Raw genomic sequence first — 23,561 nt, forward strand, 5'->3', positions numbered from 1 at the left:
ATAGTGTGCATCCATCCAGTATTTGCCCGTATACTCCTACGTTTTCGACGCCCGCCGAGCGAGGCCACTTTGGACAAGATCCTGATACGTGGGGCCCGTACCCACAACCTGAAGAACATCGACCTGACCCTGCCACGGGACAAACTGATCGTCATCACCGGCCTGTCCGGATCCGGCAAGTCGTCCCTGGCCTTCGACACGCTGTACGCCGAAGGTCAGCGCCGCTATGTCGAGTCCCTGTCGGCCTACGCCCGACAGTTCCTGTCGATGATGGAAAAACCCGACGTCGACACCATCGAAGGTTTGTCGCCGGCGATCTCCATCGAACAGAAGTCGACCTCGCACAACCCACGCTCCACGGTCGGCACCATCACCGAGATCTACGACTACCTGCGCCTGCTTTATGCACGCGTCGGTACGCCGCGCTGCCCGGATCACGACATTCCGCTGGAAGCGCAGACCGTCAGCCAGATGGTCGACCTGGTGCTGGCTCAGCCGGAGGGCAGCAAACTGATGTTGCTGGCGCCGGTGATCCGCGAGCGCAAGGGCGAGCATTTGTCGGTGTTCGAAGAACTGCGCGCCCAAGGCTTCGTCCGCGCGCGGGTCAACGGCCGCATCTGCGAGCTCGATGAGCTGCCGAAACTGGACAAGCAGAAGAAGCACTCGATCGATGTCATCGTCGACCGCTTCAAGGTTCGCGCCGATCTGCAGCAACGTCTGGCCGAATCGTTCGAGACCGCGCTGAAACTGGCGGACGGCATTGCCCTGGTCGCACCGATGGACGATGAGCCGGGCGAAGAAATGATCTTCTCCGCGCGCTTCGCCTGCCCGATCTGCGGCCACGCCATCAGCGAACTGGAGCCGAAGCTGTTCTCCTTCAACAACCCGGCCGGCGCCTGCCCTACCTGCGATGGCCTGGGCGTGAAGCAGTTCTTCGACATCAAACGCCTGGTCAACGGTGAGCTGACCCTGGCCGAAGGCGCGATTCGCGGCTGGGACAGGCGCAACGTCTATTACTTCCAGATGCTCGGTTCACTGGCCGCGCATTACGGCTTTAGCCTCGAGAAGCCGTTCAACCAACTGCCGGCCGATCAACAGAAGTACATCCTGCATGGCAGCGGCTCGCAGAACGTCGACTTCAAGTACCTGAACGACCGTGGCGACATCGTCAAACGCTCGCACCCGTTCGAAGGCATCGTGCCGAATCTGGAACGTCGCTACCGCGAAACCGAATCGGCCAGCGTGCGTGAAGAACTGGCCAAGTTCCTCAGCACCCAGGCCTGCCCGGATTGCCGTGGCACCCGTCTGCGCCGTGAAGCGCGGCACGTGTGGGTGGGCGAGAAAACCCTGCCGGCGGTAACCAACCTGCCGATCGGCGATGCCTGCGAGTACTTCGGCGAGCTGAAGATGACCGGGCGACGTGGCGAGATCGCCGACAAGATCCTCAAGGAAATCCGCGAACGCCTGCAATTCCTGGTCAACGTCGGCCTCGACTATCTGTCGCTGGATCGCAGCGCCGACACCTTGTCCGGCGGCGAGGCACAGCGGATTCGTCTGGCCAGCCAGATCGGTGCCGGCCTGGTTGGAGTGCTGTATATCCTCGACGAACCGTCCATCGGTCTACACCAGCGCGATAACGACCGGCTGCTCGGCACCCTCAAACACCTGCGCGATATCGGCAACACCGTGATCGTGGTCGAGCATGATGAAGACGCGATTCGTCTGGCTGACTATGTAGTGGATATCGGCCCGGGCGCCGGCGTGCATGGCGGGCAGATCGTTGCCGAGGGCACGCCAGCAGAAGTCATGGCGCATCCGGATTCCCTGACCGGCAAATACCTGTCGGGCCGGGTGAAGATCGAAGTGCCGGCCAAACGCACACCACGCAATAAAAAGCTGACGCTGTCGCTCAAGGGCGCGCGCGGCAACAACTTGCGCAACGTCGATCTGGAAATTCCGATCGGCCTGCTGACCTGCGTGACCGGCGTTTCCGGCTCAGGCAAATCGACGCTGATCAACAACACCCTGTTCCCGTTGAGCGCTACAGCCCTCAACGGTGCGACCACGCTGGAAGCCGCTGCGCACGACAGCATCAAGGGCCTGGAGCATCTCGACAAGGTCGTCGATATCGACCAAAGCCCGATCGGCCGTACACCGCGCTCCAACCCGGCGACTTACACCGGGCTGTTCACCCCGATCCGCGAACTGTTTGCCGGCGTGCCCGAGTCGCGCTCCCGTGGCTACGGTCCGGGACGTTTCTCGTTCAACGTCAAGGGTGGTCGCTGTGAGGCGTGTCAGGGCGACGGTCTGATCAAAGTCGAAATGCACTTCCTGCCGGACATCTACGTGCCGTGCGACGTATGCAAGAGCAAGCGCTACAACCGCGAAACCCTTGAGATCAAATACAAGGGCAAGAGCATCCACGAAACCCTCGAGATGACCATCGAGGAAGCCCGGGAGTTCTTCGACGCGGTGCCGGCACTGGCGCGCAAGCTGCAGACATTGATGGATGTGGGCCTGTCGTACATCAAGCTCGGGCAGTCGGCGACCACGCTGTCTGGCGGCGAGGCGCAGCGGGTCAAGCTGTCGCGCGAGCTGTCCAAGCGTGACACCGGCAAGACCCTGTACATCCTCGATGAGCCGACCACCGGCCTGCACTTCGCGGATATCCAGCAATTGCTCGATGTGCTCCATCGCTTGCGCGACCACGGCAACACCGTCGTGGTGATCGAACACAACCTGGACGTGATCAAGACCGCCGACTGGCTGGTGGACCTGGGGCCGGAGGGCGGCTCCAAAGGTGGGCAGATCATCGCCACTGGTACCCCGGAGGAAGTGGCCGAGATGAAGCAATCTCACACCGGTCATTACCTCAAGCCGCTGTTGATTCGCGACCGAGCCTGATCACCGGGCATGAAAAAGCCCCTGTCACTTACACCGTGACAGGGGCTTTTTTGTATCTGGCAATCAGGTGTGGGATTGCAGGTAATTCTCGAGACCGATCAGCTTGATCAGGCCCAACTGCTTTTCCAGCCAGTAGGTGTGATCTTCTTCGGTGTCGTTGAGCTGAATGCGCAGGATCTCGCGACTGACGTAGTCCTTGTGCTGTTCGCACAGCTCGATGCCTTTGCACAGTGCGGCGCGAACTTTGTACTCGAGACGCAGATCGGCTTCGAGCATCTCCGGTACGGTGGTACCGACATCCAGATCGTCCGGACGCATGCGCGGCGTGCCTTCGAGCATCAGGATCCGACGCATAAGCGCATCGGCGTGGCCGGCCTCTTCTTCCATCTCGTGGTTGATTCGTTCGTAGAGCTTGGTGAAACCCCAGTCCTCATACATCCGCGAGTGAACAAAATATTGGTCACGCGCGGCCAGTTCGCCGGTCAGCAACGTGTTGAGGTAATCGATAACGTCTGGGTGGCCTTGCATCGCCCTACATCTCCCTGCTTGAAAGCCTGTAGTTTGAACCAAGCTGACCGGAAGGTCACCCCGTTTCGCGCAATAAAAGCGAAGATATTCTGAGAAAAGCAGCCTAAATAACGCAAAAACCGCCCTAATGAGGGCGGTTCTGCTTCTCGTTTAGACTTCGTTAAGCTGTACGTCGAGCAGCCTTGCGATTGCTTCTCCATACGCCGGATCGGCTTTAAAGAAATGCTGCAACTGACGGTCAACCACATCAGGCGAAACGCCGCTCATGGCACCGGCGATATTGCTGACCAGCAAGGCCTTCTGCTCCTCACTCATCAGTCGGAACAACGCTCCCGCGTGGCTGTAGTAATCGCTGTCCTCACGATGATCGTAACGGTCAGCCGGACCGTTCAAGGCCAGCGCAGGCTCGGCATAACGCGGGGCTTGCTTCGGTGATTCCACGTAGCTGTTAGGCTCATAGTTAGGCGCTGCTCCACCATTGCTGCCGAACGCCATCGAGCCGTCACGCTGGTAGGTGTTCACCGGGCTGCGCGGTGCGTTTACCGGCAATTGCTGGTGATTGGTACCCACGCGGTAGCGGTGCGCATCAGCGTAGGCGAACACGCGGCCTTGCAGCATGCGATCCGGCGACAGACCGACACCTGGCACCATGTTGCTCGGACCGAATGCAGCTTGCTCGACTTCAGCGAAGTAGTTCAGCGGGTTGCGATTCAATTCCAGCTCGCCGACTTCGATCAGCGGAAACTCCTTCTGCGACCAGGTCTTGGTCACGTCGAACGGGTTCTCGTAATGTGCTGCGGCTTGCGCCTCGGTCATGATCTGGATGCACACACGCCATTTCGGGAAGTCGCCACGCTCGATCGCCTCGAACAGATCACGCTGGGCGTAATCCGGATCGGTGCCCGCCAGGCGCGCAGCCTCGGCCGGCGCCAGGTTCTTGATCCCTTGTTTAGTCTTGTAGTGCCACTTCACCCAGCGACGCTCACCTTTGGCATTGATCAGGCTGTAGGTGTGGCTGCCGAAGCCGTGCATGTGACGGTAGCCGTCGGGAATGCCGCGATCCGAGAACAGAATGGTCACCTGGTGCAGCGCTTCAGGCGAATGCGACCAGAAGTCCCACATCATCTGGGCGCTTTTCAGGTTGCTCTGCGGCAGGCGTTTCTGGGTGTGGATAAAGTCGGGAAACTTCAGTGGATCACGAATGAAGAACACAGGGGTGTTGTTGCCAACGATGTCCCAGTTGCCTTCCTCGGTGTAGAACTTCAGGGCGAAACCACGCGGATCCCGCTCGGTGTCGGCCGAACCGCGCTCGCCACCTACAGTGGAGAATCGCAGGAACGTTGGGGTTTGCTTGCCGACAGACTCGAACAACTTGGCGCTGGTGTACTCGGTGATGTCACGAGTCACGGTGAACGTACCGTAAGCACCCGAGCCCTTGGCGTGCACGCGACGCTCAGGAATGTTCTCACGGTTGAAGTGGGCAAGCTTTTCGATCAGATGAAAATCGTCGAGCAGCAGTGGGCCACGTGGGCCGGCGGAGCGAGAATTCTGGTTATCAGCGACAGGTGCGCCACTGGCGGTCGTAAGCGTTTTGATCTGGCTCATACGGTCTTCTTCCTCTGTCAGTCTTGAAACTGCCGGCTAATCGGCTTGCTGGGAAGTATTGATCATCGATGTGACACCCACAAATTCATTAACTTGTAGTCATCGATAGAAAATTACTAACGGAAATACCCTGCACATAGTGCCAACAGAACGATGTCAGAAGCTTGTACGAACAGCGCATTTTCTTGCAGACACAAAAAACCGGGCACTAGGCCCGGTTCTTCGTTTCAGACTGACGTCTTACTCGGCGGATACAGCTTCGCCAGCAGTAGCACGATCAACCAACTCGACGTACGCCATAGGAGCGTTGTCGCCAGCGCGGAAACCGCACTTGAGGATGCGCAGGTAGCCACCCTCACGGGTAGCGTAACGCTTGCCCAGGTCGTTGAAGAGCTTACCAACGATAGCTTTCGAACGAGTACGGTCGAAAGCCAGACGGCGGTTAGCCAGGCTGTCTGTCTTGGCCAGAGTGATCAGCGGCTCGGCAACGCGGCGCAGTTCTTTGGCTTTTGGCAGAGTAGTTTTGATCAGCTCGTGCTCGAACAGCGACACCGCCATGTTCTGGAACATGGCCTTGCGGTGCGAGCTGGTGCGGCTCAGGTGACGCCCACTTTTACGATGACGCATGGTTCATTCCTTACCAAACACTACGTTCGGTGATTACGACGATCAGGCAGTCGCCTTGTCGTCCTTCTTAAGACTTGCAGGCGGCCAGTTGTCGAGGCGCATGCCGAGGGACAGACCGCGGGAGGCCAGAACGTCCTTGATTTCAGTCAAGGATTTCTTGCCCAGGTTCGGAGTCTTCAACAGCTCTACTTCGGTACGCTGAATCAGGTCGCCGATGTAGTAGATGTTTTCCGCCTTAAGGCAGTTAGCCGAACGTACAGTCAGTTCCAGATCGTCAACCGGGCGAAGCAGGATCGGATCGATCTCGTCTTCCTGCTCGACAACCACTGGCTCACTGTCACCTTTGAGGTCGACGAACGCAGCCAACTGCTGTTGCAGAATGGTTGCAGCGCGGCGGATAGCCTCTTCAGGATCCAGAGTACCGTTGGTTTCCAGATCAATAACCAGCTTGTCCAGGTTAGTACGCTGCTCGACACGGGCGTTTTCCACCACGTATGCGATACGGCGAACCGGGCTGAACGAAGAGTCGAGCTGCAAGCGACCGATGCTGCGGCTTTCGTCTTCATCGCTCTGACGCGAGTCGGCTGGTTCATAACCACGACCACGAGCTACGGTGAGCTTCATGTTCAGGGCGCCGTTAGACGCCAGGTTAGCGATTACGTGATCGGGATTAACGATCTCGACATCATGATCCAGCTGAATATCGGCAGCGGTAACCACCCCCGAACCCTTCTTCGACAAGGTCAGCGTAACTTCGTCACGACCGTGCAGCTTGATGGCCAGACCTTTAAGGTTCAACAGGATTTCAATTACGTCTTCCTGTACACCTTCGATGGCGCTGTACTCGTGGAGCACACCGTCAATCTCGGCCTCGACTACTGCGCAGCCGGGCATTGAGGACAACAGGATGCGGCGCAGCGCGTTGCCCAGGGTGTGGCCAAAACCACGCTCGAGAGGCTCGAGAGTGATCTTGGCGCGGGTTGGACTGACAACCTGCACATCAATATGGCGGGGTGTCAGGAACTCATTTACCGAAATCTGCATGGATGCACCTATTTTCTAGCCCTTACTTGGAGTAGAGCTCGACAATCAGGCTTTCGTTGATGTCGGCGGACAGATCACTGCGAGCAGGAACGTTCTTGAAAACGCCCGACTTCTTCTCAGTGTCTACTTCTACCCATTCTACGCGGCCACGTTGGGCACACAGATCGAGAGCTTGGACAATGCGAAGTTGGTTTTTTGCTTTCTCGCGAACTGCGACCACGTCACCAGCACGAACCTGATACGACGGAACGTTTACGGTCTGACCGTTAACGCTGATCGACTTGTGCGATACCAGCTGACGGGATTCGGCACGAGTCGAACCAAAGCCCATACGGTATACAACGTTGTCCAGACGGCATTCGAGCAGTTGCAGCAGGTTTTCACCGGTTGCACCTTTCTTGCCAGCAGCTTCTTTGTAGTAGCCGCTGAACTGACGCTCGAGAACGCCGTAGATACGACGGACCTTCTGCTTTTCACGCAGTTGGGTGCCGTAGTCGGACTGGCGACCGCGGCGTTGGCCGTGGATACCAGGTGCTGCTTCAATGTTGCACTTCGATTCGATCGCGCGCACGCCGCTCTTCAGGAAGAGATCGGTGCCTTCGCGACGAGCGAGTTTGCATTTTGGACCAATGTAACGAGCCATTCTTTACAATCTCCTGGATTACACGCGGCGCTTCTTCGGCGGACGGCACCCGTTGTGCGGGATTGGCGTCACGTCGGTGATGCTGGCGATCTTGTAGCCACAGCCGTTCAAAGCGCGGACTGCGGATTCACGACCTGGACCTGGACCCTTGACGTTGACGTCGAGGTTTTTCAGGCCGTATTCCAGCGCAGCTTGACCAGCACGTTCAGCAGCTACTTGAGCAGCGAACGGGGTGGACTTGCGGGAACCGCGGAAACCCGAACCACCGGAGGTAGCCCAGGAAAGAGCGTTACCTTGACGGTCGGTAATGGTCACGATGGTGTTGTTAAAAGAAGCATGGATGTGGGCGATGCCATCAACCACTGTCTTTTTAACTTTTTTACGAGGACGAGCAGCAGGTTTTGCCATGATTAAATTCCTGTCGATTCGCTGGGGCGATTACTTGCGGATCGGCTTACGCGGACCTTTACGGGTACGCGCGTTGGTCTTGGTACGCTGACCGCGTACTGGAAGACCGCGACGATGACGCAGACCGCGATAGCAACCGAGGTCCATCAAGCGCTTGATTTTCATGTTGATTTCGCGACGCAGGTCACCTTCAGTGGTGAACTTCGCCACTTCGCCACGCAGCTGTTCAATTTGCTCGTCGCTCAGATCTTTGATCTTTGCCGCTGGGTTTACCCCAGTATCTGCACAGATTTTCTGTGCAGTAGTGCGACCAACACCATAGATGTAGGTCAGCGAGATAACAGTATGCTTGTTATCTGGAATGTTAACGCCTGCAATACGGGCCATTCAGTGGGACTCCAATTGACAGCTACCTACGCCCCGGAAGCCAAGAAATAGGGCGCGAGATAATATCGCTGTAATAACAAATAATCAACCCGGCAGCGCACTAGCTGCCGGGCTTGAAGCACAATCACACTCAGCCTTGGCGCTGTTTGTGACGCGGTTCCGCGCTGCAAATTACTCGAACAACACCTTCGCGGCGAATAATCTTGCAGTTACGGCACAGCTTTTTCACCGATGCACGAACTTTCATCACCAACTCCTCGAACCTTATGGGTACTCAGCGCAACAAGCCGCTGCCGTAACCCTTCAGGTTGGCTTTCTTCATCAGGGATTCGTACTGGTGCGAAACGAGGTGCGATTGTACTTGGGACATGAAGTCCATCACAACCACGACCACGATCAGCAACGAGGTCCCGCCAAGGTAGAACGGAACGTTTGCTGCAACCACCAGGAACTGGGGCAACAGGCACACGGCCGTCATGTAAAGAGCACCGAACATGGTCAAGCGAGTCAGAACGCCATCAATATAGCGCGCAGACTGCTCACCTGGACGGATGCCCGGAATAAAGGCACCGGACTTCTTCAGGTTTTCCGCTACGTCTTTCGGATTGAACATCAACGCCGTATAGAAGAAGCAGAAGAAAATAATCCCTGCACTAAACAGCAGAATATTCAACGGCTGACCAGGAGCGATCGACTGCGAGATGTCCTGCAACCAGCCCATACCTTCAGACTGACCAAACCAGGCACCCAACGAAGCCGGGAACAGCAAAATGCTGCTCGCGAAAATAGCCGGAATAACACCGGCCATGTTCACCTTCAGCGGCAAGTGGCTTGTCTGCGCAGCAAAAACCTTACGGCCCTGCTGACGCTTGGCGTAGTGAACAGCAATACGACGCTGACCACGCTCAATGAACACCACGAAACCGATAATCGCTACTGCCAGCAAACCGATGGCAACCAAGGCGAAGATATTGATATCGCCCTGACGCGCAGACTCGAAAGACTGCCCGATTGCTCTCGGAAGACCGGCGACGATACCCGAAAAAATCAACATCGAGATACCGTTGCCTACACCACGCTCAGTAATCTGCTCACCCAGCCACATCATGAACATCGCACCAGCCACAAATGTGGATACCGCGACGAAATGGAAGCCAAAGTCACCAGTGAACGCAACGCCCTGCCCCGCCAGGCCAATGGACATGCCAATAGCCTGAACGAGAGCGAGGACGACGGTGCCGTAGCGGGTGTACTGGCTGATCTTGCGACGGCCAGCTTCACCTTCCTTCTTCAACTGCTCCAGCTGCGGGCTGACGGCGGTCATCAGTTGCATGATGATCGATGCCGAAATGTACGGCATGATCCCCAGTGCAAAGATGCTCATCCGTTCCAGCGCGCCGCCGGAGAACATGTTGAACAAGCTAAGAATGGTCCCCTCATTCTGTCGAAACAGGTCTGCGAGTCGGTCCGGGTTGATACCTGGAACCGGGATGTGTGCGCCTATTCGGTAGACGATAATCGCCAGGAACAGAAAACGCAGACGAGCCCAAAGTTCAGACATACCGCCTTTGCCGAGCGCAGAGAGAGCACCTTGCTTAGCCATTTATTCCTCGAACTTGCCGCCAGCTGCTTCGATAGCCGCACGCGCACCTTTGGTGGCGCCGATTCCCTTGCCGATAGTGACAGCGCGAGCCACTTCACCGGACAGCATGATTTTCACACGCTGTACGTTGACGTTGATCACGTTGGCATCTTTCAGGGACTGCACGGTGACGATGTCGCCTTCCACTTTAGCCAGCTCGGACAGACGCACTTCTGCGCGATCCATGGCTTTCAGGGAAACGAAACCGAACTTCGGCAGGCGACGATGCAGCGGCTGTTGACCGCCTTCAAAGCCTGGAGCAATGGTGCCACCGGAACGGGAGGTTTGACCTTTGTGACCACGGCCACCAGTCTTACCCAAACCGCTACCGATACCACGGCCCGGACGATGCTTTTCGCGACGGGAACCCGGCGCTGGACTCAGATCATTGAGTTTCATCGATTAACCCTCGACACGCAGCATGTAGTAAGCCTTGTTGATCATCCCGCGATTCTCGGGAGTATCCTGGACTTCTACAGTGTGACCGATGCGACGCAGACCCAGACCCTTAACGCACAGTTTGTGGTTAGGGATGCGGCCGGTCATGCTTTTGATCAGCGTAACTTTAACGGTAGCCATGATCAGAAGATCTCCTTGACAGTCAGGCCACGCTTGGCAGCAATGGACTCAGGAGATTGCATGGCTTTCAGACCCTTGAAAGTGGCGTGAACCACGTTTACAGGGTTAGTCGAGCCGTAGCACTTGGCCAGAACGTTCTGAACGCCAGCAACTTCGAGGACAGCACGCATAGCGCCGCCAGCGATGATACCGGTACCTTCAGAAGCAGGCTGCATGTACACCTTCGAAGCGCCGTGAGCGGACTTCATTGCGTACTGCAGGGTGGTGCCGTTCAGGTCAACTTGAATCATGTTGCGGCGAGCAGCTTCCATTGCCTTCTGGATCGCAGCAGGCACTTCACGCGACTTGCCACGGCCGAAGCCAACACGCCCTTTACCATCACCAACCACGGTCAACGCGGTGAAAGTGAAGATACGGCCGCCTTTAACGGTTTTGGCTACGCGGTTAACTTGAACCAGCTTCTCAATGTAGCCTTCGTCGCGCTTTTGGTCGTTATTTGACATAACTTAGAACTCCAGCCCAGCTTCACGAGCAGCATCAGCCAGCGCTTTAACGCGGCCATGGTACTTGAAGCCAGAGCGGTCGAAAGCCACTTGCGAGACGCCAGCGGCCTTAGCACGCGTAGCGACCAGCTGGCCAACCTTTGTGGCCGCGTCGATGTTGCCAGTGGCGCCATCACGCAGTTCTTTATCCAAAGTCGAGGCGCTTGCCAGGACTTTGTTGCCGTCGGCCGAGATGACCTGGGCGTAGATGTGCTGCGACGAGCGGAACACGCAGAGACGCACGACTTCGAGTTCGTGCATTTTCAGGCGTGCTTTGCGAGCGCGACGCAGTCGAGTAACTTTTTTGTCGGTCATTTGCTATGCCCTACTTCTTCTTGGCTTCTTTACGACGGACGACTTCGTCCGCGTAGCGCACACCTTTGCCTTTGTACGGCTCTGGTGGACGGAAGTCGCGGATCTCAGCGGCCACTTGACCTACCAGCTGTTTATCGATGCCCTTGATCAGGATATCGGTCTGGCTAGGAGTCTCAGCGGTGATGCCTTGCGGCAGTTCGTAATCCACTGGGTGCGAGAAGCCAAGAGCCAGGTTCAGCACCTGACCTTTTGCTTGCGCCTTGTAACCAACACCGACCAGCTGGAGCTTGCGCTCGAAGCCTTGGCTTACGCCCTGGACCATGTTGTTTACCAACGCACGCGTGGTACCGGCCATTGCGCGAGTTTGTTGATCGCCATTGCGAGCAGCGAAACGCAGCTCACCAGCTTCTTCAACGATCTCAACGGACGAATGGATGTTCAGTTCAAGAGTACCCTTGGCACCCTTCACCGAAAGCTGTTGGCCTGCGAATTTGACTTCGACACCGGCTGGCAGCTTAACGGGGTTCTTAGCGACGCGAGACATGCTTATCCCCCCTTAGAACACAGTGCAAAGAACTTCGCCGCCGACACCGGCAGCGCGCGCAGCACGATCCGTCATCACACCTTTGTTGGTGGAGACGATAGACACGCCGAGACCGCCACGAACTTTCGGCAGATCTTCAACGGACTTGTACTGACGCAGGCCTGGACGACTAACGCGCTTCACTTCCTCGATGACCGGACGGCCTTCGAAGTACTTCAGCGAGATGGACAACGACGGCTTAGCGTCGGTGGTGATCTGAAAATCCGCGATGTAACCTTCGTCCTTCAGGACTTTTGCTACAGCCACCTTCAGCGTGGAAGACGGCATGCTTACGACAGACTTTTCAGCCATCTGGGCATTACGGATTCGAGTTAGCATGTCCGCTAACGGGTCCTGCATACTCATGGGCTAGACGCTCCTAATACAGAAAAATTAGCCTTGCGGCTACTACTTGTCGCCGAGAAACTCCGGGCATGAAAAACACGGGCTCAGGCGAGCCGGTCATTCTAGACACACCCCAGAAATGAATCAAGCCCCAAAAGGGGCTTGATTTAGATTCAAGGCCACCGATGGTCAGGTTCTTGCAAACCTGAGCATCAAGGCTTTGACAGCGATTACCAGCTGGCTTTAACCAGACCTGGAACGTCACCACGCATTGCCGCTTCACGCAGTTTGTTACGGCCAAGGCCGAACTTGCGGTAAACGCCGTGCGGACGACCAGTCAGGCGGCAACGGTTACGCATGCGCGAAGCGCTTGCGTCACGTGGTTGCTTCTGCAGAGCTACGGTAGCTTCCCAACGCGCTTCTGGACTTGCGTTCAGATCAACGATGATAGCTTTCAGCGCTGCACGCTTGGTGGCGTACTTGGCAACAGTGAGCTGACGCTTCAGCTCACGGTTTTTCATGCTCTTCTTGGCCATTTTCCTACTCCAATCAGTTGCGGAACGGGAATTTGAAAGCACGCAGCAGAGCGCGGCCTTCGTCATCGTTCTTGGCAGTGGTGGTCAGGGTAATGTCCAGACCGCGGAGAGCATCGATCTTGTCGTAGTCGATTTCCGGGAAAATGATCTGCTCTTTCACGCCCATGCTGTAGTTACCACGACCATCGAAGGACTTGGCATTCAGGCCGCGGAAGTCGCGAACCCGAGGCAGGGAGATCGACAGCAGACGATCCAGGAACTCGTACATACGCTCACGGCGCAGAGTCACTTTGACGCCGATCGGCCATCCTTCACGGACTTTAAAGCCAGCGATGGATTTACGAGCGTAGGTCACAACGACTTTTTGGCCGGTGATCTTTTCCAGGTCAGCAACAGCGTGCTCGATGACTTTTTTGTCGCCGATCGCTTCGCCCAGACCCATGTTCAGGGTGATTTTGGTAACGCGCGGAACTTCCATCACGTTCGAAAGCTTAAGTTCTTCCTTAAGTTTCGGAGCGATTTCCTTCCGGTAAATCTCTTTTAGTCGTGCCATGGTCTTCTACCTAGCAGTGTTCAAGCATCAACCGCTTTTTGGGTCGACTTGAAGACACGAATTTTCTTACCGTCTTCTACTTTGAAACCAACGCGGTCAGCCTTGTTGGTTTCGCCATTGAAGATGGCGACGTTGGAAGCGTGCAATGGCGCTTCTTTCTCGACGATACCGCCCTGTACGCCCGACATCGGGTTAGGCTTGGTATGACGCTTGACCAGGTTCAGACCACCAACAACCAGACGGTTGTCAGCAAGAACCTTCAGCACCTTACCGCGCTTACCTTTGTCTTTGCCGGCGATCACGATGATCTCGTCGTCACGACGAATCTTTTGCATGTCGGATCTCCTTACAGCACTTCTGGGGCGAGCGAGACGATCTTCATGAACTTCTCAGTACGAAGTTCACGGGTCACTGGCCCAAAGATACGGGTGCCGATCGGCTCTTGCTTGTTGTTCAGAAGAACAGCAGCGTTGCCATCAAAGCGGATAATGGAGCCATCAGCACGACGTACGCCGTGACGAGTGCGGACTACAACAGCAGTCATCACTTGGCCTTTTTTCACTTTACCGCGAGGAATTGCTTCCTTCACGGTAACTTTGATGATGTCACCGATACCAGCGTAACGACGATGGGAGCCACCCAGCACCTTGATGCACATAACACGGCGAGCGCCGCTGTTATCGGCCACATCGAGCATGGATTGAGTCTGAATCATATAATTTCTCCGACCCCTAGCCCTTAGACTTCCACAGCGCGTTCGAGAACATCAACCAGCGCCCAAGACTTGGTCTTGGCCATCGGACGAGTTTCACGAATAGTGACTTTGTCGCCGATGTGGCACTGATTGGTTTCGTCGTGCGCGTGCAGCTTAGTCGAACGCTTAACGTATTTACCGTAGATCGGGTGCTTAACGCGACGCTCGATCAGAACGGTGATGGTTTTGTCCATCTTGTCGCTGACAACACGGCCAGTCAGCGTACGGACAGTTTTTTCGGCTTCAGCCATGATCACTTACCTGCCTGCTGGTTGAGCACAGTCTTCACGCGAGCGATGTCACGCTTAACTTGCGAGAGCAGATGAGACTGCCCCAACTGGCCAGTTGCTTTCTGCATACGCAGATTGAACTGGTCGCGCAGCAAGCCGAGCAGTTGCTCGTTCAGCTGCTGTGCGGATTTTTCACGAAGTTCATTCGCTTTCATCACATCACCGTCCGTTTAACAAAGGAGGTGGCGAGCGGCAGCTTTGCAGCAGCCAGGGCGAAAGCCTCACGCGCCAGCTCTTCAGAAACACCCTCGATTTCATACAGGACTTTACCTGGCTGAATCTGGGCAACCCAGTACTCCACGTTACCCTTACCTTTACCCATACGAACCTCGAGAGGTTTTTTGGAGATCGGCTTGTCCGGGAATACACGGATCCAGATCTTGCCGCCACGTTTTACGTGACGGGTCAGAGCACGACGCGCTGACTCGATCTGACGAGCGGTGAGACGACCACGAGCAACAGACTTCAGCGCGAACTCGCCGAAGCTGACTTTGCTACCGCGCAGCGCCAGACCACGGTTGTGGCCGGTCATCTGCTTGCGGAACTTCGTACGCTTTGGTTGCAACATTTGGCGTACCCCTTACTTAGCAGCTTTTTTACGAGGCGCTGGTGCTTGTGGCTTCAGCTCTTCTTGGCGACCACCAATTACTTCGCCTTTGAAGATCCAAACCTTTACACCGATCACACCGTAGGTGGTGTGAGCTTCGTAGTTGGCATAGTCGATGTCGGCACGCAGGGTGTGCAGTGGCACACGACCTTCGCGATACCATTCAGTACGTGCGATTTCAGCACCGCCGAGACGACCGCTCACTTGGATTTTGATGCCTTTGGCACCAATGCGCATGGCGTTCTGTACTGCGCGCTTCATAGCGCGACGGAACATTACACGACGCTCCAGCTGCTGAGCTACGCTCTGCGCAACCAGCATACCGTCGAGCTCCGGCTTGCGGATCTCTTCGATATTGATGTGCACAGGCACACCCATTTGCTTGGTCAGGTCCTGACGCAGTTTCTCAACATCTTCACCTTTCTTCCCGATAACGATACCTGGACGAGCGGTGTGGATGGTGATGCGTGCAGTTTGGGCCGGACGATGGATATCGATACGGCTTACGGACGCGCTTTTTAGTTTGTCTTGGAGATACTCACGCACTTTCAGATCTGCGAACAAGTAGTCCGCATAAGTCCGACCGTCTGCGTACCAGACGGAGGTGTGCTCCTTGACGATTCCCAGGCGAATGCCAATGGGATGTACTTTCTGACCCATCTCTTCGACTCCGTTACTTGTCAGCAACCTTGACAGTGATATGGCAAGACCGCTTGACGATGCGATCAGCACGGCCTTTGGCACGTGGCATGATGCGCTTCAGCGAACGCCCTTCGTTGACGAAAACGGTGCTGACCTTCAGGTCATCAACGTCTGCGCCTTCGTTATGCTCGGCGTTGGCTACGGCCGACTCCAGCACTTTCTTCATGATCTCGGCGGCTTTCTTACTGCTGAAAGCCAACAGGTTGAGCGCTTCGCCCACCTTCTTCCCGCGGATCTGGTCGGCGACCAAGCGGGCTTTCTGGGCGGAGATTCGAGCGCCCGACAACTTAGCGGCTACTTCCATTTCCTTACCCCTTAACGCTTGGCTTTCTTGTCAGCCACGTGCCCACGATAAGTGCGGGTACCGGCGAACTCGCCCAGTTTATGGCCAACCATGTCTTCGTTCACGAGAACTGGGACGTGCTGACGGCCGTTGTGTACTGCGATGGTCAGACCGACCATTTGTGGCAGGATCATCGAACGACGCGACCAAGTCTTAATTGGTTTGCGATCGTTCTTTTCCGCCGCCACTTCGATCTTCTTCAGTAGGTGAAGATCAATAAAAGGACCTTTTTTCAGAGAACGTGGCACTGTCGTATCCCTCTATTTACTTGCGACGACGGACGATCATTTTGTCGGTACGCTTATTACCACGAGTCTTCGCGCCCTTAGTCGGGAAGCCCCATGGCGATACCGGATGACGACCACCAGAGGTACGACCTTCACCACCACCATGTGGGTGGTCAACCGGGTTCATGGCAACACCACGAACGGTTGGGCGAACGCCACGCCAGCGTTTGGCACCAGCTTTACCCAGCGAACGCAGGCTGTGCTCGGAGTTCGAGACTTCGCCCAGGGTCGCACGGCATTCAGCCAGGACTTTACGCATTTCACCGGAACGCAGACGCAGGGTAACGTACACGCCTTCACGAGCGATCAACTGAGCCGAAGCACCAGCGGAACGAGCGATCTGTGCGCCTTTACCTGGCTTCAATTCGATGCCGTGTACGGTAGAACCGACTGGAATGTTGCGCAGTTGCAGAGCGTTGCCTGGCTTGATTGGAGCCAGAGCGCCTGCGATCAGCTGGTCGCCAGCACTCACGCCTTTAGGGGCGATGATGTAGCGGCGCTCGCCGTCTGCGTAGCAGAGCAGTGCGATGTGAGCAGTACGGTTTGGATCGTATTCGATACGCTCGACAGTGGCGACGATGCCATCTTTGTCGTTGCGACGGAAATCGACCATACGGTAATGCTGCTTATGACCACCACCGATGTGACGAGTGGTAATACGGCCATTGTTGTTACGACCACCAGTCTTCGATTTCTTCTCGAGCAGCGGTGCGTGAGGAGCGCCTTTATGCAGCTCCTGGTTGACCACCTTGACCACAAAACGGCGGCCAGGGGAAGTCGGTTTGCATTTAACGATTGCCATGATGCACCCCTTCCTTACTCAGCACTGCTGCTGAAATCGAGATCTTGGCCTGGCTGAAGGGAGATAACTGCCTTCTTCCAGTCATTACGCTTGCCCAGACCGCGAGCAGTGCGCTTGCTCTTACCCAGAACGTTCAGGGTAGTGACGCGCTCTACTTTCACGCTGAACAGGCTTTCGACGGCCTTCTTGATTTCCAGCTTGGTTGCATCAGTAGCAACCTTGAAAACGAACTGGCCTTTCTTGTCTGCCAGAACCGTAGCCTTCTCGGAAACGTGCGGGCCAAGCAGAACTTTAAATACGCGTTCCTGGTTCATCCCAGCAGCTCCTCGAATTTCTTCACGGCCGACACGGTGATCAACACCTTGTCGTATGCGATCAGACTAACTGGATCGGAACCTTGCACGTCACGTACATCTACGTGTGGCAGGTTACGAGCAGCCAGGTACAGGTTCTGATCAACAGCGTCCGACACGATCAGAACGTCGGTCAGGCTCATGTTGTTCAGTTTGCCCAGCAGATCTTTGGTTTTCGGAGTTTCAACAGCGAAATCCTGAACCACGACCAGACGATCAGTACGCACCAGCTCAGCAAGGATGGAACGCATTGCTGCGCGATACATCTTCTTGTTCAGCTTCTGGGAGTGATCCTGTGGACGAGCTGCGAAAGTGGTACCGCCGCCACGCCAGATTGGGCTACGGATAGTACCGGCACGAGCACGGCCAGTACCTTTCTGACGCCATGGGCGCTTGCCGCCACCACGAACGTCGGAACGGGTCTTTTGCTGCTTGCTACCTTGACGGCCGCCGGCCATGTAGGCCACGACTGCTTGGTGAACCAGCGTCTCGTTGAACTCGCCGCCAAATGTCAGTTCGGAAACTTCGATCGCTTGAGCGTCATTTACATTTAATTGCATGTCAGCTTCCCCTTAACCGCGAGCCTTGGCTGCTGGACGTACAACCAGGTTGCCGCCAGTAGCGCCAGGAACAGCGCCCTTGACCAACAACAGATTGCGTTCAGCGTCCACGCGCACTACTTCCAGGGACTGCACGGTCACGCGCTCAGCGCCCATATGACCGGACATTTTTTTGCCCTTGAATACACGACCAGGAGTCTGGCACTGGCCGATAGAGCCTGGGACGCGGTGGGATACGGAGTTACCGTGGGTGTTATCTTGCCCGCGGAAATTCCAACGCTTGATCGTACCCTGGAAGCCTTTACCCTTGGACTGACCGGTTACATCAACCAGTTGACCAGCGGCGAAGATTTCAGCGTTGATCAGATCGCCAGCCTGGTACTCGCCTTCTTCAAGACGGAATTCCATGGTAGTGCGACCAGCGGCAACGTTCGCTTTAGCGAAGTGGCCAGCTTGAGCTGCTGTTACACGCGAAGCACGACGCTCGCCGACAGTGACCTGCACTGCACGATAGCCATCGGTCTCTTCAGTTTTGAACTGGGTGACGCGATTCGGCTCGATCTCAATGACCGTGACCGGAATGGAGACACCTTCTTCGGTGAAAATACGGGTCATACCGCATTTACGACCGACTACACCAATAGTCATGTTGTAAACCTCATGAGTGTACGGGGCTTTCACCCGCTATGGCCGCCCATTTCAGAGCGTTACACGACCAAGACCGAGTCTTAGCCGAGGCTGATCTGCACTTCCACACCGGCCGCAAGATCAAGCTTCATAAGAGCATCAACGGTTTTATCCGTTGGCTGGACGATGTCCAGAACGCGCTTATGAGTGCGGATTTCGTACTGGTCACGCGCGTCTTTGTTGACGTGCGGGGAAACCAGAACGGTGAACCGCTCTTTACGGGTAGGCAGTGGAATTGGACCACGCACTTGAGCACCAGTACGTTTCGCGGTTTCCACGATTTCCTGGGTTGATTGGTCGATCAGGCGATGGTCGAAAGCCTTCAACCTGATACGGATTTGCTGATTTTGCATTGGATTTCAGACTCCGGCTGCTATTCCCACCGGGCGCAATACGCCCGTTAAAAGGAGGCGCAATTCTATAGACGCCCCAGATAGGTGTCAACCCAATAAAAAAGCCCCCGCTAAGCGGGGGCTTTTTCAATTCATCAAGCAGACTCTATAAAAGAGAATTACTCGATGATTTTGGCTACGACGCCAGCGCCGACGGTACGACCGCCTTCACGGATAGCGAAACGCAGACCGTCTTCCATTGCGATGGTTTTGATCAGGGTAACAGTCATCTGAATGTTGTCACCTGGCATTACCATTTCAACGCCTTCTGGCAGCTCGCAGTTACCAGTCACGTCAGTGGTACGGAAGTAGAACTGTGGACGGTAGCCTTTGAAGAACGGAGTGTGACGACCGCCTTCTTCCTTGCTCAGAACATAAACTTCTGCAGTGAACTTGGTGTGCGGCTTAACCGAACCCGGCTTAACCAGAACCTGGCCACGCTCAACGTCGTCACGCTTGGTGCCACGCAGCAGAACGCCGCAGTTCTCGCCAGCACGACCTTCGTCGAGCAGCTTGCGGAACATTTCAACACCGGTGCAAGTAGTAACGGTGGTGTCACGCAGACCAACGATTTCCAGCGGATCCTGAACGCGAACGATACCGCGCTCGATACGACCAGTCACAACAGTACCGCGACCCGAGATCGAGAACACGTCTTCGATTGGCATCAGGAACGGCTTGTCGATCATACGAACTGGCTCTGGAATGTAGGCATCCAGAGTCTCTACCAGCTTCTTAACAGCGGTAGTGCCCATTTCGTTGTCGTCTTTGCCTTCCAGCGCCATACGAGCCGAACCGATGATGATTGGAGTGTCATCGCCCGGGAAGTCGTAGGTGGACAGCAGGTCGCGAACTTCCATCTCAACCAGTTCCAGCAGCTCAGCGTCGTCTACCAGGTCAGCCTTGTTCAGGAAAACCACGATGTACGGAACGCCTACCTGACGGGACAGCAGGATGTGCTCACGGGTTTGTGGCATCGGACCATCAGCGGCCGAGCAAACCAGAATAGCGCCGTCCATTTGAGCAGCACCGGTGATCATGTTCTTCACGTAGTCAGCGTGACCTGGGCAGTCAACGTGAGCGTAGTGACGGATCTTCGAGTTGTACTCAACGTGTGCGGTGTTGATGGTGATACCGCGAGCTTTTTCTTCTGGTGCGCTGTCGATCTTGTCGAAGTCAACGATTGCGGAACCGAAAACTTCGGAGCAGACGCGAGTCAGAGCAGCAGTCAGAGTGGTTTTACCGTGGTCAACGTGACCAATGGTGCCAACGTTGACGTGCGGTAGGGAACGATCAAATTTTTCTTTAGCCACGACAATTAACTCCTAGCCTAAAGGGGCTGAATCAGCCTTGTTTTTTGGTTACGGATTCGACGATGTGCGACGGAGCCGTATCGTATTTTTTGAATTCCATAGAGTAGCTTGCGCGACCCTGGGACATGGAACGAACGTCGGTCGCATAACCGAACATCTCACCCAGTGGAACCTCGGCACGGATAACCTTGCCGGACACTGTGTCTTCCATACCCTGGATCATGCCGCGACGACGGTTAAGGTCGCCCATCACATCACCCATATAGTCTTCAGGCGTAACAACCTCTACCGCCATGATCGGCTCGAGCAACTCACCACCGCCCTTCTGGGCCAGTTGCTTGGTCGCCATGGAGGCAGCCACTTTAAACGCCATCTCGTTGGAGTCGACGTCGTGGTAAGAACCATCGAACACGGTAGCCTTCAGGCCGATCAGCGGATAGCCGGCAACAACGCCGTTCTTCATCTGCTCTTCGATACCCTTCTGGATAGCCGGGATGTATTCCTTAGGAACCACACCACCTACAACTTCGTTCACGAATTGCAGACCTTCCTGACCTTCGTCAGCAGGAGCAAAACGGATCCAGCAGTGACCGAACTGGCCACGACCGCCGGACTGACGAACGAACTTGCCTTCGATTTCGCAGTTCTTCGTGATGCGCTCACGATAGGAAACCTGAGGCTTACCGATGTTGGCTTCGACGTTGAACTCACGGCGCATCCGGTCAACCAGGATGTCCAGGTGCAGCTCGCCCATGCCGGAGATGATCGTTTGACCAGTCTCTTCATCAGTCTTAACGCGGAAAGACGGGTCTTCCTGAGCCAGTTTGCCCAGAGCGATACCCATTTTTTCCTGGTCATCCTTGGTCTTAGGCTCTACGGCAACCGAAATAACCGGCTCCGGGAAGTCCATACGAACCAGGATGATTGGCTTGTCAGCGTTGCAGAGGGTTTCACCAGTGGTGACGTCCTTCATGCCGATCAGGGCCGCGATGTCGCCAGCGCGCACTTCCTTGATCTCTTCACGGGCGTTTGCGTGCATTTGCACCATACGACCCACGCGCTCTTTCTTGCCTTTAACCGAGTTGATCACGCCGTCGCCGGAGTTCAACACGCCCGAGTAAACGCGGACGAAGGTCAAAGTACCCACGAATGGGTCGGTAGCGATTTTGAACGCCAGAGCAGCAAACGGCTCGTCATCACTTGCATGACGCTCCATTTCCTCTTCCTCGTTATCAGGGTTGGAACCCTTGATAGCAGGAATGTCGGTAGGAGCAGGCAGGAAGTCGATAACGGCATCGAGAACCAGGGGAACGCCCTTGTTCTTGAACGAAGAACCGCAAACAGCCAGAACGATTTCGCCGGCGATAGTACGCTGACGCAAAGCAGCTTTGATCTCTTCGATCGACAGCTCTTCGCCTTCCAGGTACTTGTTCATCAGCTCTTCGTTGGCTTCGGCAGCAGCCTCAACCATGTTGTTGCGCCACTCTTCAGCCAGCTCTTGGAGCTCGGCAGGAATGTCCTTGCGAACAGGGACCATACCTTTGTCAGAGTCGTTCCAGTAGACAGCTTGCATGTTGATCAGATCGATCTGACCCTGGAAGTTGTCTTCGGAACCGATAGCCAACTGGATCGGCACCGGAGTGTGACCCAGACGCTGTTTGATCTGACCGATCACGCGCAGGAAGTTGGCACCAGCACGGTCCATCTTGTTTACGTAAACAAGACGTGGAACGCCGTATTTGTTGGCTTGACGCCATACGGTTTCCGACTGCGGCTCAACACCCGAAGTACCACAGAACACAACGACAGCGCCGTCGAGTACGCGCAGGGAGCGCTCAACTTCAATGGTGAAGTCTACGTGACCCGGGGTATCGATTACGTTGAAGCGGTGCTCATGCGGGTACTGCTTCTCGGAACCTTTCCAGAAGGCGGTGATTGCAGCAGAAGTAATGGTAATACCACGCTCCTGCTCCTGCACCATCCAGTCTGTGGTCGCGGCGCCATCATGCACCTCGCCCATTTTGTGACTTTTGCCGGTGTAAAAAAGGACGCGCTCGGTGGTGGTGGTTTTACCAGCATCCACGTGAGCGACGATACCGATGTTACGGTAGCGGCTAATCGGAGTAGTACGAGCCATAAAGCCCTCGCAAAATTAGTGAAGCTAAAATTAGAAGCGGTAGTGCGAGAAAGCTTTGTTGGCTTCAGCCATACGGTGCACGTCTTCACGCTTCTTAACAGCAGCACCTTTACCTTCAGCAGCATCCAGCAGTTCGCCAGCCAAACGCAGAGCCATAGACTTCTCGCCACGCTTACGGGCGAAGTCTACCAACCAGCGCATTGCCAGAGCGTTACGACGGGAAGGACGAACCTCGACCGGAACCTGGTAAGTAGCACCACCAACGCGGCGCGACTTCACTTCGACCAGCGGAGCGATGGCGTCGAGTGCTTTTTCGAAGAGTTCCAGGGGATCGGTGCCAGCCTTACGGGCCGCAACGGTTTCCAGGGCACCATAAACGATACGCTCGGCAACGGCTTTCTTGCCGCTTTCCATAACGTGGTTCATGAATTTGGCGAGGATCTGGCTTCCGTATTTCGGATCGTCCAGAATCTCACGCTTTGCTGCTACGCGACGTCTTGGCATGATAAGCCCTCAAGCGGTCTTCAGGTTAGCTCGGGACAGATCCAATGGATGCGTGCCCGACCTTACTCTTATCGACTCAATAAAATGAAAATCTGCAAAACGACCGATTACTTCGGACGCTTGGTACCGTACTTCGAACGACCCTGGTTACGGCCTTTAACGCCGGAAGTATCCAAGGAGCCGCGAACGGTGTGGTAACGAACACCTGGCAAGTCTTTTACACGACCGCCGCGGATCAGTACCACGCTGTGCTCTTGCAGGTTGTGGCCTTCACCACCGATGTACGAGGAAACCTCGAAACCGTTGGTCAGACGCACACGGCATACTTTACGCAGTGCCGAGTTAGGTTTTTTCGGCGTAGTGGTGTACACACGGGTGCACACGCCACGACGTTGCGGGCAGTTCTGCAGCGCAGGTACGTCGGATTTCTCGACGATACGCTTACGCGGCTGACGTACCAGCTGGTTGATAGTTGCCATCTACTAGCTCCACTGTTGTCTTGCGACGCTATTGTCTTGCAAGAAAAGCAAAATGGCAGGAACGGATTCCCGCCAAATTTAGGGGATCAAGAGTCTAAAGAGGATCTTGT

General features: G+C 55.6%; 35 protein-coding genes. 1 reads left to right on the forward strand and 34 read right to left on the reverse strand.

The window, feature by feature from the left end; all coding sequences use genetic code 11:
- The first annotated feature begins 69 nt into the window (after window positions 1-69).
- Window positions 70-2,904 (forward strand): excinuclease ABC subunit UvrA, encoded by a 2,835-nt coding sequence (uvrA, locus tag NN484_RS13235; RefSeq protein WP_127651269.1) that lies wholly within the window; start codon window positions 70-72, stop codon window positions 2,902-2,904.
- Window positions 2,905-2,967: 63 nt separating this feature from the next.
- Here uvrA and bfr read toward each other — a convergent pair whose 3' ends face one another.
- The 34 genes from bfr to rpsL all read right to left on the reverse strand — a co-directional run bounded on the left by bfr (window position 2,968) and on the right by rpsL (window position 23,451).
- Complete coding sequence (gene bfr / locus NN484_RS13240) at window positions 2,968-3,432, reverse strand: bacterioferritin (protein ID WP_025109504.1); 465 nt, start codon at window positions 3,430-3,432, stop codon at window positions 2,968-2,970.
- A gap of 150 nt (window positions 3,433-3,582) precedes the next feature.
- Entirely contained in the window at window positions 3,583-5,037 is a 1,455-nt protein-coding gene (locus NN484_RS13245) for a catalase (RefSeq protein WP_274659248.1), read from the reverse strand.
- Window positions 5,038-5,277: 240 nt separating this feature from the next.
- Window positions 5,278-5,664 carry a 50S ribosomal protein L17 gene (gene rplQ / locus NN484_RS13250; protein ID WP_003176402.1) on the reverse strand — a complete coding sequence of 129 codons (387 nt, stop codon included), beginning with the start codon at window positions 5,662-5,664 and terminating at the stop codon, window positions 5,278-5,280.
- Between the two features lie 42 nt (window positions 5,665-5,706).
- The gene (locus tag NN484_RS13255) at window positions 5,707-6,708 is read right to left on the reverse strand and encodes a DNA-directed RNA polymerase subunit alpha (protein WP_003186012.1); all 1,002 of its coding nucleotides are present in this window, start codon (window positions 6,706-6,708) and stop codon (window positions 5,707-5,709) included.
- A 22-nt stretch (window positions 6,709-6,730) separates the two neighbouring features.
- Window positions 6,731-7,351 carry a 30S ribosomal protein S4 gene (gene rpsD / locus NN484_RS13260; RefSeq protein ID WP_003176404.1) on the reverse strand — a complete coding sequence of 207 codons (621 nt, stop codon included), beginning with the start codon at window positions 7,349-7,351 and terminating at the stop codon, window positions 6,731-6,733.
- Window positions 7,352-7,369: 18 nt separating this feature from the next.
- Window positions 7,370-7,759: a 30S ribosomal protein S11 gene (gene rpsK / locus NN484_RS13265; RefSeq protein ID WP_002555466.1), complete on the reverse strand. Its 390-nt coding sequence runs from the start codon at window positions 7,757-7,759 to the stop codon at window positions 7,370-7,372.
- 30 nt (window positions 7,760-7,789) lie between these two features.
- A complete protein-coding gene (gene rpsM / locus NN484_RS13270) occupies window positions 7,790-8,146 on the reverse strand; it encodes a 30S ribosomal protein S13 (protein WP_008374135.1) in 357 nt (118 codons plus the stop codon).
- Between the two features lie 130 nt (window positions 8,147-8,276).
- A complete protein-coding gene (rpmJ, locus tag NN484_RS13275) occupies window positions 8,277-8,393 on the reverse strand; it encodes a 50S ribosomal protein L36 (RefSeq protein ID WP_002555468.1) in 117 nt (38 codons plus the stop codon).
- 27 nt (window positions 8,394-8,420) lie between these two features.
- Window positions 8,421-9,749, reverse strand: coding sequence for a preprotein translocase subunit SecY (gene secY / locus NN484_RS13280; protein WP_274659249.1), 1,329 nt, complete (start codon window positions 9,747-9,749; stop codon window positions 8,421-8,423).
- Window positions 9,750-10,187, reverse strand: a complete 438-nt coding sequence (rplO, locus tag NN484_RS13285; RefSeq protein ID WP_011336169.1) for a 50S ribosomal protein L15 — start codon at window positions 10,185-10,187, stop codon at window positions 9,750-9,752.
- A 3-nt stretch (window positions 10,188-10,190) separates the two neighbouring features.
- Window positions 10,191-10,367, reverse strand: coding sequence for a 50S ribosomal protein L30 (gene rpmD / locus NN484_RS13290; RefSeq protein ID WP_003176408.1), 177 nt, complete (start codon window positions 10,365-10,367; stop codon window positions 10,191-10,193).
- Between the two features lie 2 nt (window positions 10,368-10,369).
- On the reverse strand, window positions 10,370-10,870 hold the full coding sequence (gene rpsE / locus NN484_RS13295) for a 30S ribosomal protein S5 (protein ID WP_003176409.1): 501 nt from the start codon (window positions 10,868-10,870) through the stop codon (window positions 10,370-10,372).
- 3 nt (window positions 10,871-10,873) lie between these two features.
- Window positions 10,874-11,224 carry a 50S ribosomal protein L18 gene (gene rplR / locus NN484_RS13300; RefSeq protein WP_003186037.1) on the reverse strand — a complete coding sequence of 117 codons (351 nt, stop codon included), beginning with the start codon at window positions 11,222-11,224 and terminating at the stop codon, window positions 10,874-10,876.
- 10 nt (window positions 11,225-11,234) lie between these two features.
- Entirely contained in the window at window positions 11,235-11,768 is a 534-nt protein-coding gene (gene rplF / locus NN484_RS13305) for a 50S ribosomal protein L6 (protein WP_007966176.1), read from the reverse strand.
- 12 nt (window positions 11,769-11,780) lie between these two features.
- Window positions 11,781-12,173 (reverse strand): 30S ribosomal protein S8, encoded by a 393-nt coding sequence (gene rpsH, locus NN484_RS13310; RefSeq protein ID WP_007966178.1) that lies wholly within the window; start codon window positions 12,171-12,173, stop codon window positions 11,781-11,783.
- Between the two features lie 209 nt (window positions 12,174-12,382).
- Window positions 12,383-12,688 (reverse strand): 30S ribosomal protein S14, encoded by a 306-nt coding sequence (gene rpsN, locus NN484_RS13315; protein ID WP_003228726.1) that lies wholly within the window; start codon window positions 12,686-12,688, stop codon window positions 12,383-12,385.
- A 13-nt stretch (window positions 12,689-12,701) separates the two neighbouring features.
- The gene (gene rplE, locus NN484_RS13320; protein WP_003210069.1) at window positions 12,702-13,241 is read right to left on the reverse strand and encodes a 50S ribosomal protein L5; all 540 of its coding nucleotides are present in this window, start codon (window positions 13,239-13,241) and stop codon (window positions 12,702-12,704) included.
- 20 nt (window positions 13,242-13,261) lie between these two features.
- Window positions 13,262-13,576 carry a 50S ribosomal protein L24 gene (gene rplX, locus NN484_RS13325; RefSeq protein ID WP_003186046.1) on the reverse strand — a complete coding sequence of 105 codons (315 nt, stop codon included), beginning with the start codon at window positions 13,574-13,576 and terminating at the stop codon, window positions 13,262-13,264.
- Window positions 13,577-13,587: 11 nt separating this feature from the next.
- Window positions 13,588-13,956: a 50S ribosomal protein L14 gene (gene rplN, locus NN484_RS13330; protein WP_002555479.1), complete on the reverse strand. Its 369-nt coding sequence runs from the start codon at window positions 13,954-13,956 to the stop codon at window positions 13,588-13,590.
- 23 nt (window positions 13,957-13,979) lie between these two features.
- Window positions 13,980-14,246: a 30S ribosomal protein S17 gene (gene rpsQ, locus NN484_RS13335; protein WP_003194644.1), complete on the reverse strand. Its 267-nt coding sequence runs from the start codon at window positions 14,244-14,246 to the stop codon at window positions 13,980-13,982.
- A 2-nt stretch (window positions 14,247-14,248) separates the two neighbouring features.
- The gene (rpmC, locus tag NN484_RS13340) at window positions 14,249-14,440 is read right to left on the reverse strand and encodes a 50S ribosomal protein L29 (protein ID WP_002555481.1); all 192 of its coding nucleotides are present in this window, start codon (window positions 14,438-14,440) and stop codon (window positions 14,249-14,251) included.
- Window positions 14,440-14,853 (reverse strand): 50S ribosomal protein L16, encoded by a 414-nt coding sequence (gene rplP / locus NN484_RS13345; protein WP_003228729.1) that lies wholly within the window; start codon window positions 14,851-14,853, stop codon window positions 14,440-14,442. Before rplP ends, rpmC begins: the two co-directional genes overlap by 1 nt.
- A 12-nt stretch (window positions 14,854-14,865) precedes the next feature.
- Window positions 14,866-15,552: a 30S ribosomal protein S3 gene (gene rpsC / locus NN484_RS13350; RefSeq protein ID WP_003176422.1), complete on the reverse strand. Its 687-nt coding sequence runs from the start codon at window positions 15,550-15,552 to the stop codon at window positions 14,866-14,868.
- 13 nt (window positions 15,553-15,565) lie between these two features.
- The gene (rplV, locus tag NN484_RS13355) at window positions 15,566-15,898 is read right to left on the reverse strand and encodes a 50S ribosomal protein L22 (protein ID WP_003103908.1); all 333 of its coding nucleotides are present in this window, start codon (window positions 15,896-15,898) and stop codon (window positions 15,566-15,568) included.
- An 11-nt stretch (window positions 15,899-15,909) separates the two neighbouring features.
- Window positions 15,910-16,185 carry a 30S ribosomal protein S19 gene (rpsS, locus tag NN484_RS13360; RefSeq protein WP_003228731.1) on the reverse strand — a complete coding sequence of 92 codons (276 nt, stop codon included), beginning with the start codon at window positions 16,183-16,185 and terminating at the stop codon, window positions 15,910-15,912.
- 16 nt (window positions 16,186-16,201) lie between these two features.
- Complete coding sequence (gene rplB / locus NN484_RS13365) at window positions 16,202-17,026, reverse strand: 50S ribosomal protein L2 (RefSeq protein WP_003228734.1); 825 nt, start codon at window positions 17,024-17,026, stop codon at window positions 16,202-16,204.
- Window positions 17,027-17,040: 14 nt separating this feature from the next.
- Complete coding sequence (gene rplW, locus NN484_RS13370) at window positions 17,041-17,340, reverse strand: 50S ribosomal protein L23 (RefSeq protein WP_002555488.1); 300 nt, start codon at window positions 17,338-17,340, stop codon at window positions 17,041-17,043.
- Window positions 17,337-17,939 carry a 50S ribosomal protein L4 gene (gene rplD, locus NN484_RS13375; protein ID WP_003228735.1) on the reverse strand — a complete coding sequence of 201 codons (603 nt, stop codon included), beginning with the start codon at window positions 17,937-17,939 and terminating at the stop codon, window positions 17,337-17,339. Before rplD ends, rplW begins: the two co-directional genes overlap by 4 nt.
- A gap of 12 nt (window positions 17,940-17,951) precedes the next feature.
- Window positions 17,952-18,587 carry a 50S ribosomal protein L3 gene (gene rplC / locus NN484_RS13380; RefSeq protein ID WP_003228738.1) on the reverse strand — a complete coding sequence of 212 codons (636 nt, stop codon included), beginning with the start codon at window positions 18,585-18,587 and terminating at the stop codon, window positions 17,952-17,954.
- A gap of 80 nt (window positions 18,588-18,667) precedes the next feature.
- Entirely contained in the window at window positions 18,668-18,979 is a 312-nt protein-coding gene (rpsJ, locus tag NN484_RS13385) for a 30S ribosomal protein S10 (RefSeq protein WP_003186070.1), read from the reverse strand.
- 158 nt (window positions 18,980-19,137) lie between these two features.
- Window positions 19,138-20,331: an elongation factor Tu gene (gene tuf / locus NN484_RS13390; RefSeq protein WP_064361246.1), complete on the reverse strand. Its 1,194-nt coding sequence runs from the start codon at window positions 20,329-20,331 to the stop codon at window positions 19,138-19,140.
- A 31-nt stretch (window positions 20,332-20,362) separates the two neighbouring features.
- Complete coding sequence (fusA, locus tag NN484_RS13395) at window positions 20,363-22,468, reverse strand: elongation factor G (protein ID WP_064589462.1); 2,106 nt, start codon at window positions 22,466-22,468, stop codon at window positions 20,363-20,365.
- A gap of 30 nt (window positions 22,469-22,498) precedes the next feature.
- On the reverse strand, window positions 22,499-22,972 hold the full coding sequence (rpsG, locus tag NN484_RS13400; protein WP_016772941.1) for a 30S ribosomal protein S7: 474 nt from the start codon (window positions 22,970-22,972) through the stop codon (window positions 22,499-22,501).
- 107 nt (window positions 22,973-23,079) lie between these two features.
- Entirely contained in the window at window positions 23,080-23,451 is a 372-nt protein-coding gene (rpsL, locus tag NN484_RS13405) for a 30S ribosomal protein S12 (RefSeq protein ID WP_003186084.1), read from the reverse strand.
- Window positions 23,452-23,561 lie beyond the last annotated feature (110 nt).

The organism is Pseudomonas serboccidentalis (assembly GCF_028830055.1).
In the GTDB taxonomy this organism is placed as follows: domain Bacteria; phylum Pseudomonadota; class Gammaproteobacteria; order Pseudomonadales; family Pseudomonadaceae; genus Aquipseudomonas; species Aquipseudomonas serboccidentalis.

Coding starts and splice junctions, on each gene's coding strand:
- rplB (WP_003228734.1), bottom strand. CDS start 17,026: ATGGCAATCGTTAAATGCAAACCGACTTCCCCTGGCCGCCGTTTTGTG.
- NN484_RS13255 (WP_003186012.1), bottom strand. CDS start 6,708: ATGCAGATTTCGGTAAATGAGTTCCTGACACCCCGCCATATTGATGTG.
- rplP (WP_003228729.1), bottom strand. CDS start 14,853: ATGTTGCAACCAAAGCGTACGAAGTTCCGCAAGCAGATGACCGGCCAC.
- rplR (WP_003186037.1), bottom strand. CDS start 11,224: ATGACCGACAAAAAAGTTACTCGACTGCGTCGCGCTCGCAAAGCACGC.
- rpsJ (WP_003186070.1), bottom strand. CDS start 18,979: ATGCAAAATCAGCAAATCCGTATCAGGTTGAAGGCTTTCGACCATCGC.
- rpsN (WP_003228726.1), bottom strand. CDS start 12,688: ATGGCCAAGAAGAGCATGAAAAACCGTGAGCTGAAGCGTCAGCTCACT.
- rpsG (WP_016772941.1), bottom strand. CDS start 22,972: ATGCCAAGACGTCGCGTAGCAGCAAAGCGTGAGATTCTGGACGATCCG.
- fusA (WP_064589462.1), bottom strand. CDS start 22,468: ATGGCTCGTACTACTCCGATTAGCCGCTACCGTAACATCGGTATCGTC.
- rpsK (WP_002555466.1), bottom strand. CDS start 7,759: ATGGCAAAACCTGCTGCTCGTCCTCGTAAAAAAGTTAAAAAGACAGTG.
- rpsE (WP_003176409.1), bottom strand. CDS start 10,870: ATGTCAAATAACGACCAAAAGCGCGACGAAGGCTACATTGAGAAGCTG.
- rpmC (WP_002555481.1), bottom strand. CDS start 14,440: ATGAAAGCGAATGAACTTCGTGAAAAATCCGCACAGCAGCTGAACGAG.
- rpsL (WP_003186084.1), bottom strand. CDS start 23,451: ATGGCAACTATCAACCAGCTGGTACGTCAGCCGCGTAAGCGTATCGTC.
- rpmJ (WP_002555468.1), bottom strand. CDS start 8,393: ATGAAAGTTCGTGCATCGGTGAAAAAGCTGTGCCGTAACTGCAAGATT.
- rplW (WP_002555488.1), bottom strand. CDS start 17,340: ATGAACCAGGAACGCGTATTTAAAGTTCTGCTTGGCCCGCACGTTTCC.
- rplF (WP_007966176.1), bottom strand. CDS start 11,768: ATGTCTCGCGTCGCTAAGAACCCCGTTAAGCTGCCAGCCGGTGTCGAA.
- secY (WP_274659249.1), bottom strand. CDS start 9,749: ATGGCTAAGCAAGGTGCTCTCTCTGCGCTCGGCAAAGGCGGTATGTCT.
- rplO (WP_011336169.1), bottom strand. CDS start 10,187: ATGAAACTCAATGATCTGAGTCCAGCGCCGGGTTCCCGTCGCGAAAAG.
- rpsD (WP_003176404.1), bottom strand. CDS start 7,351: ATGGCTCGTTACATTGGTCCAAAATGCAAACTCGCTCGTCGCGAAGGC.
- rplE (WP_003210069.1), bottom strand. CDS start 13,241: ATGGCACGACTAAAAGAGATTTACCGGAAGGAAATCGCTCCGAAACTT.
- rplQ (WP_003176402.1), bottom strand. CDS start 5,664: ATGCGTCATCGTAAAAGTGGGCGTCACCTGAGCCGCACCAGCTCGCAC.
- rpsH (WP_007966178.1), bottom strand. CDS start 12,173: ATGAGTATGCAGGACCCGTTAGCGGACATGCTAACTCGAATCCGTAAT.
- rplV (WP_003103908.1), bottom strand. CDS start 15,898: ATGGAAGTAGCCGCTAAGTTGTCGGGCGCTCGAATCTCCGCCCAGAAA.
- rpsC (WP_003176422.1), bottom strand. CDS start 15,552: ATGGGTCAGAAAGTACATCCCATTGGCATTCGCCTGGGAATCGTCAAG.
- rplD (WP_003228735.1), bottom strand. CDS start 17,939: ATGCAATTAAATGTAAATGACGCTCAAGCGATCGAAGTTTCCGAACTG.
- rplC (WP_003228738.1), bottom strand. CDS start 18,587: ATGACTATTGGTGTAGTCGGTCGTAAATGCGGTATGACCCGTATTTTC.
- rpmD (WP_003176408.1), bottom strand. CDS start 10,367: ATGGCTACCGTTAAAGTTACGCTGATCAAAAGCATGACCGGCCGCATC.
- NN484_RS13245 (WP_274659248.1), bottom strand. CDS start 5,037: ATGAGCCAGATCAAAACGCTTACGACCGCCAGTGGCGCACCTGTCGCT.
- rpsM (WP_008374135.1), bottom strand. CDS start 8,146: ATGGCCCGTATTGCAGGCGTTAACATTCCAGATAACAAGCATACTGTT.
- rpsQ (WP_003194644.1), bottom strand. CDS start 14,246: ATGGCTGAAGCCGAAAAAACTGTCCGTACGCTGACTGGCCGTGTTGTC.
- rplN (WP_002555479.1), bottom strand. CDS start 13,956: ATGATTCAGACTCAATCCATGCTCGATGTGGCCGATAACAGCGGCGCT.
- bfr (WP_025109504.1), bottom strand. CDS start 3,432: ATGCAAGGCCACCCAGACGTTATCGATTACCTCAACACGTTGCTGACC.
- rplX (WP_003186046.1), bottom strand. CDS start 13,576: ATGCAAAAGATTCGTCGTGACGACGAGATCATCGTGATCGCCGGCAAA.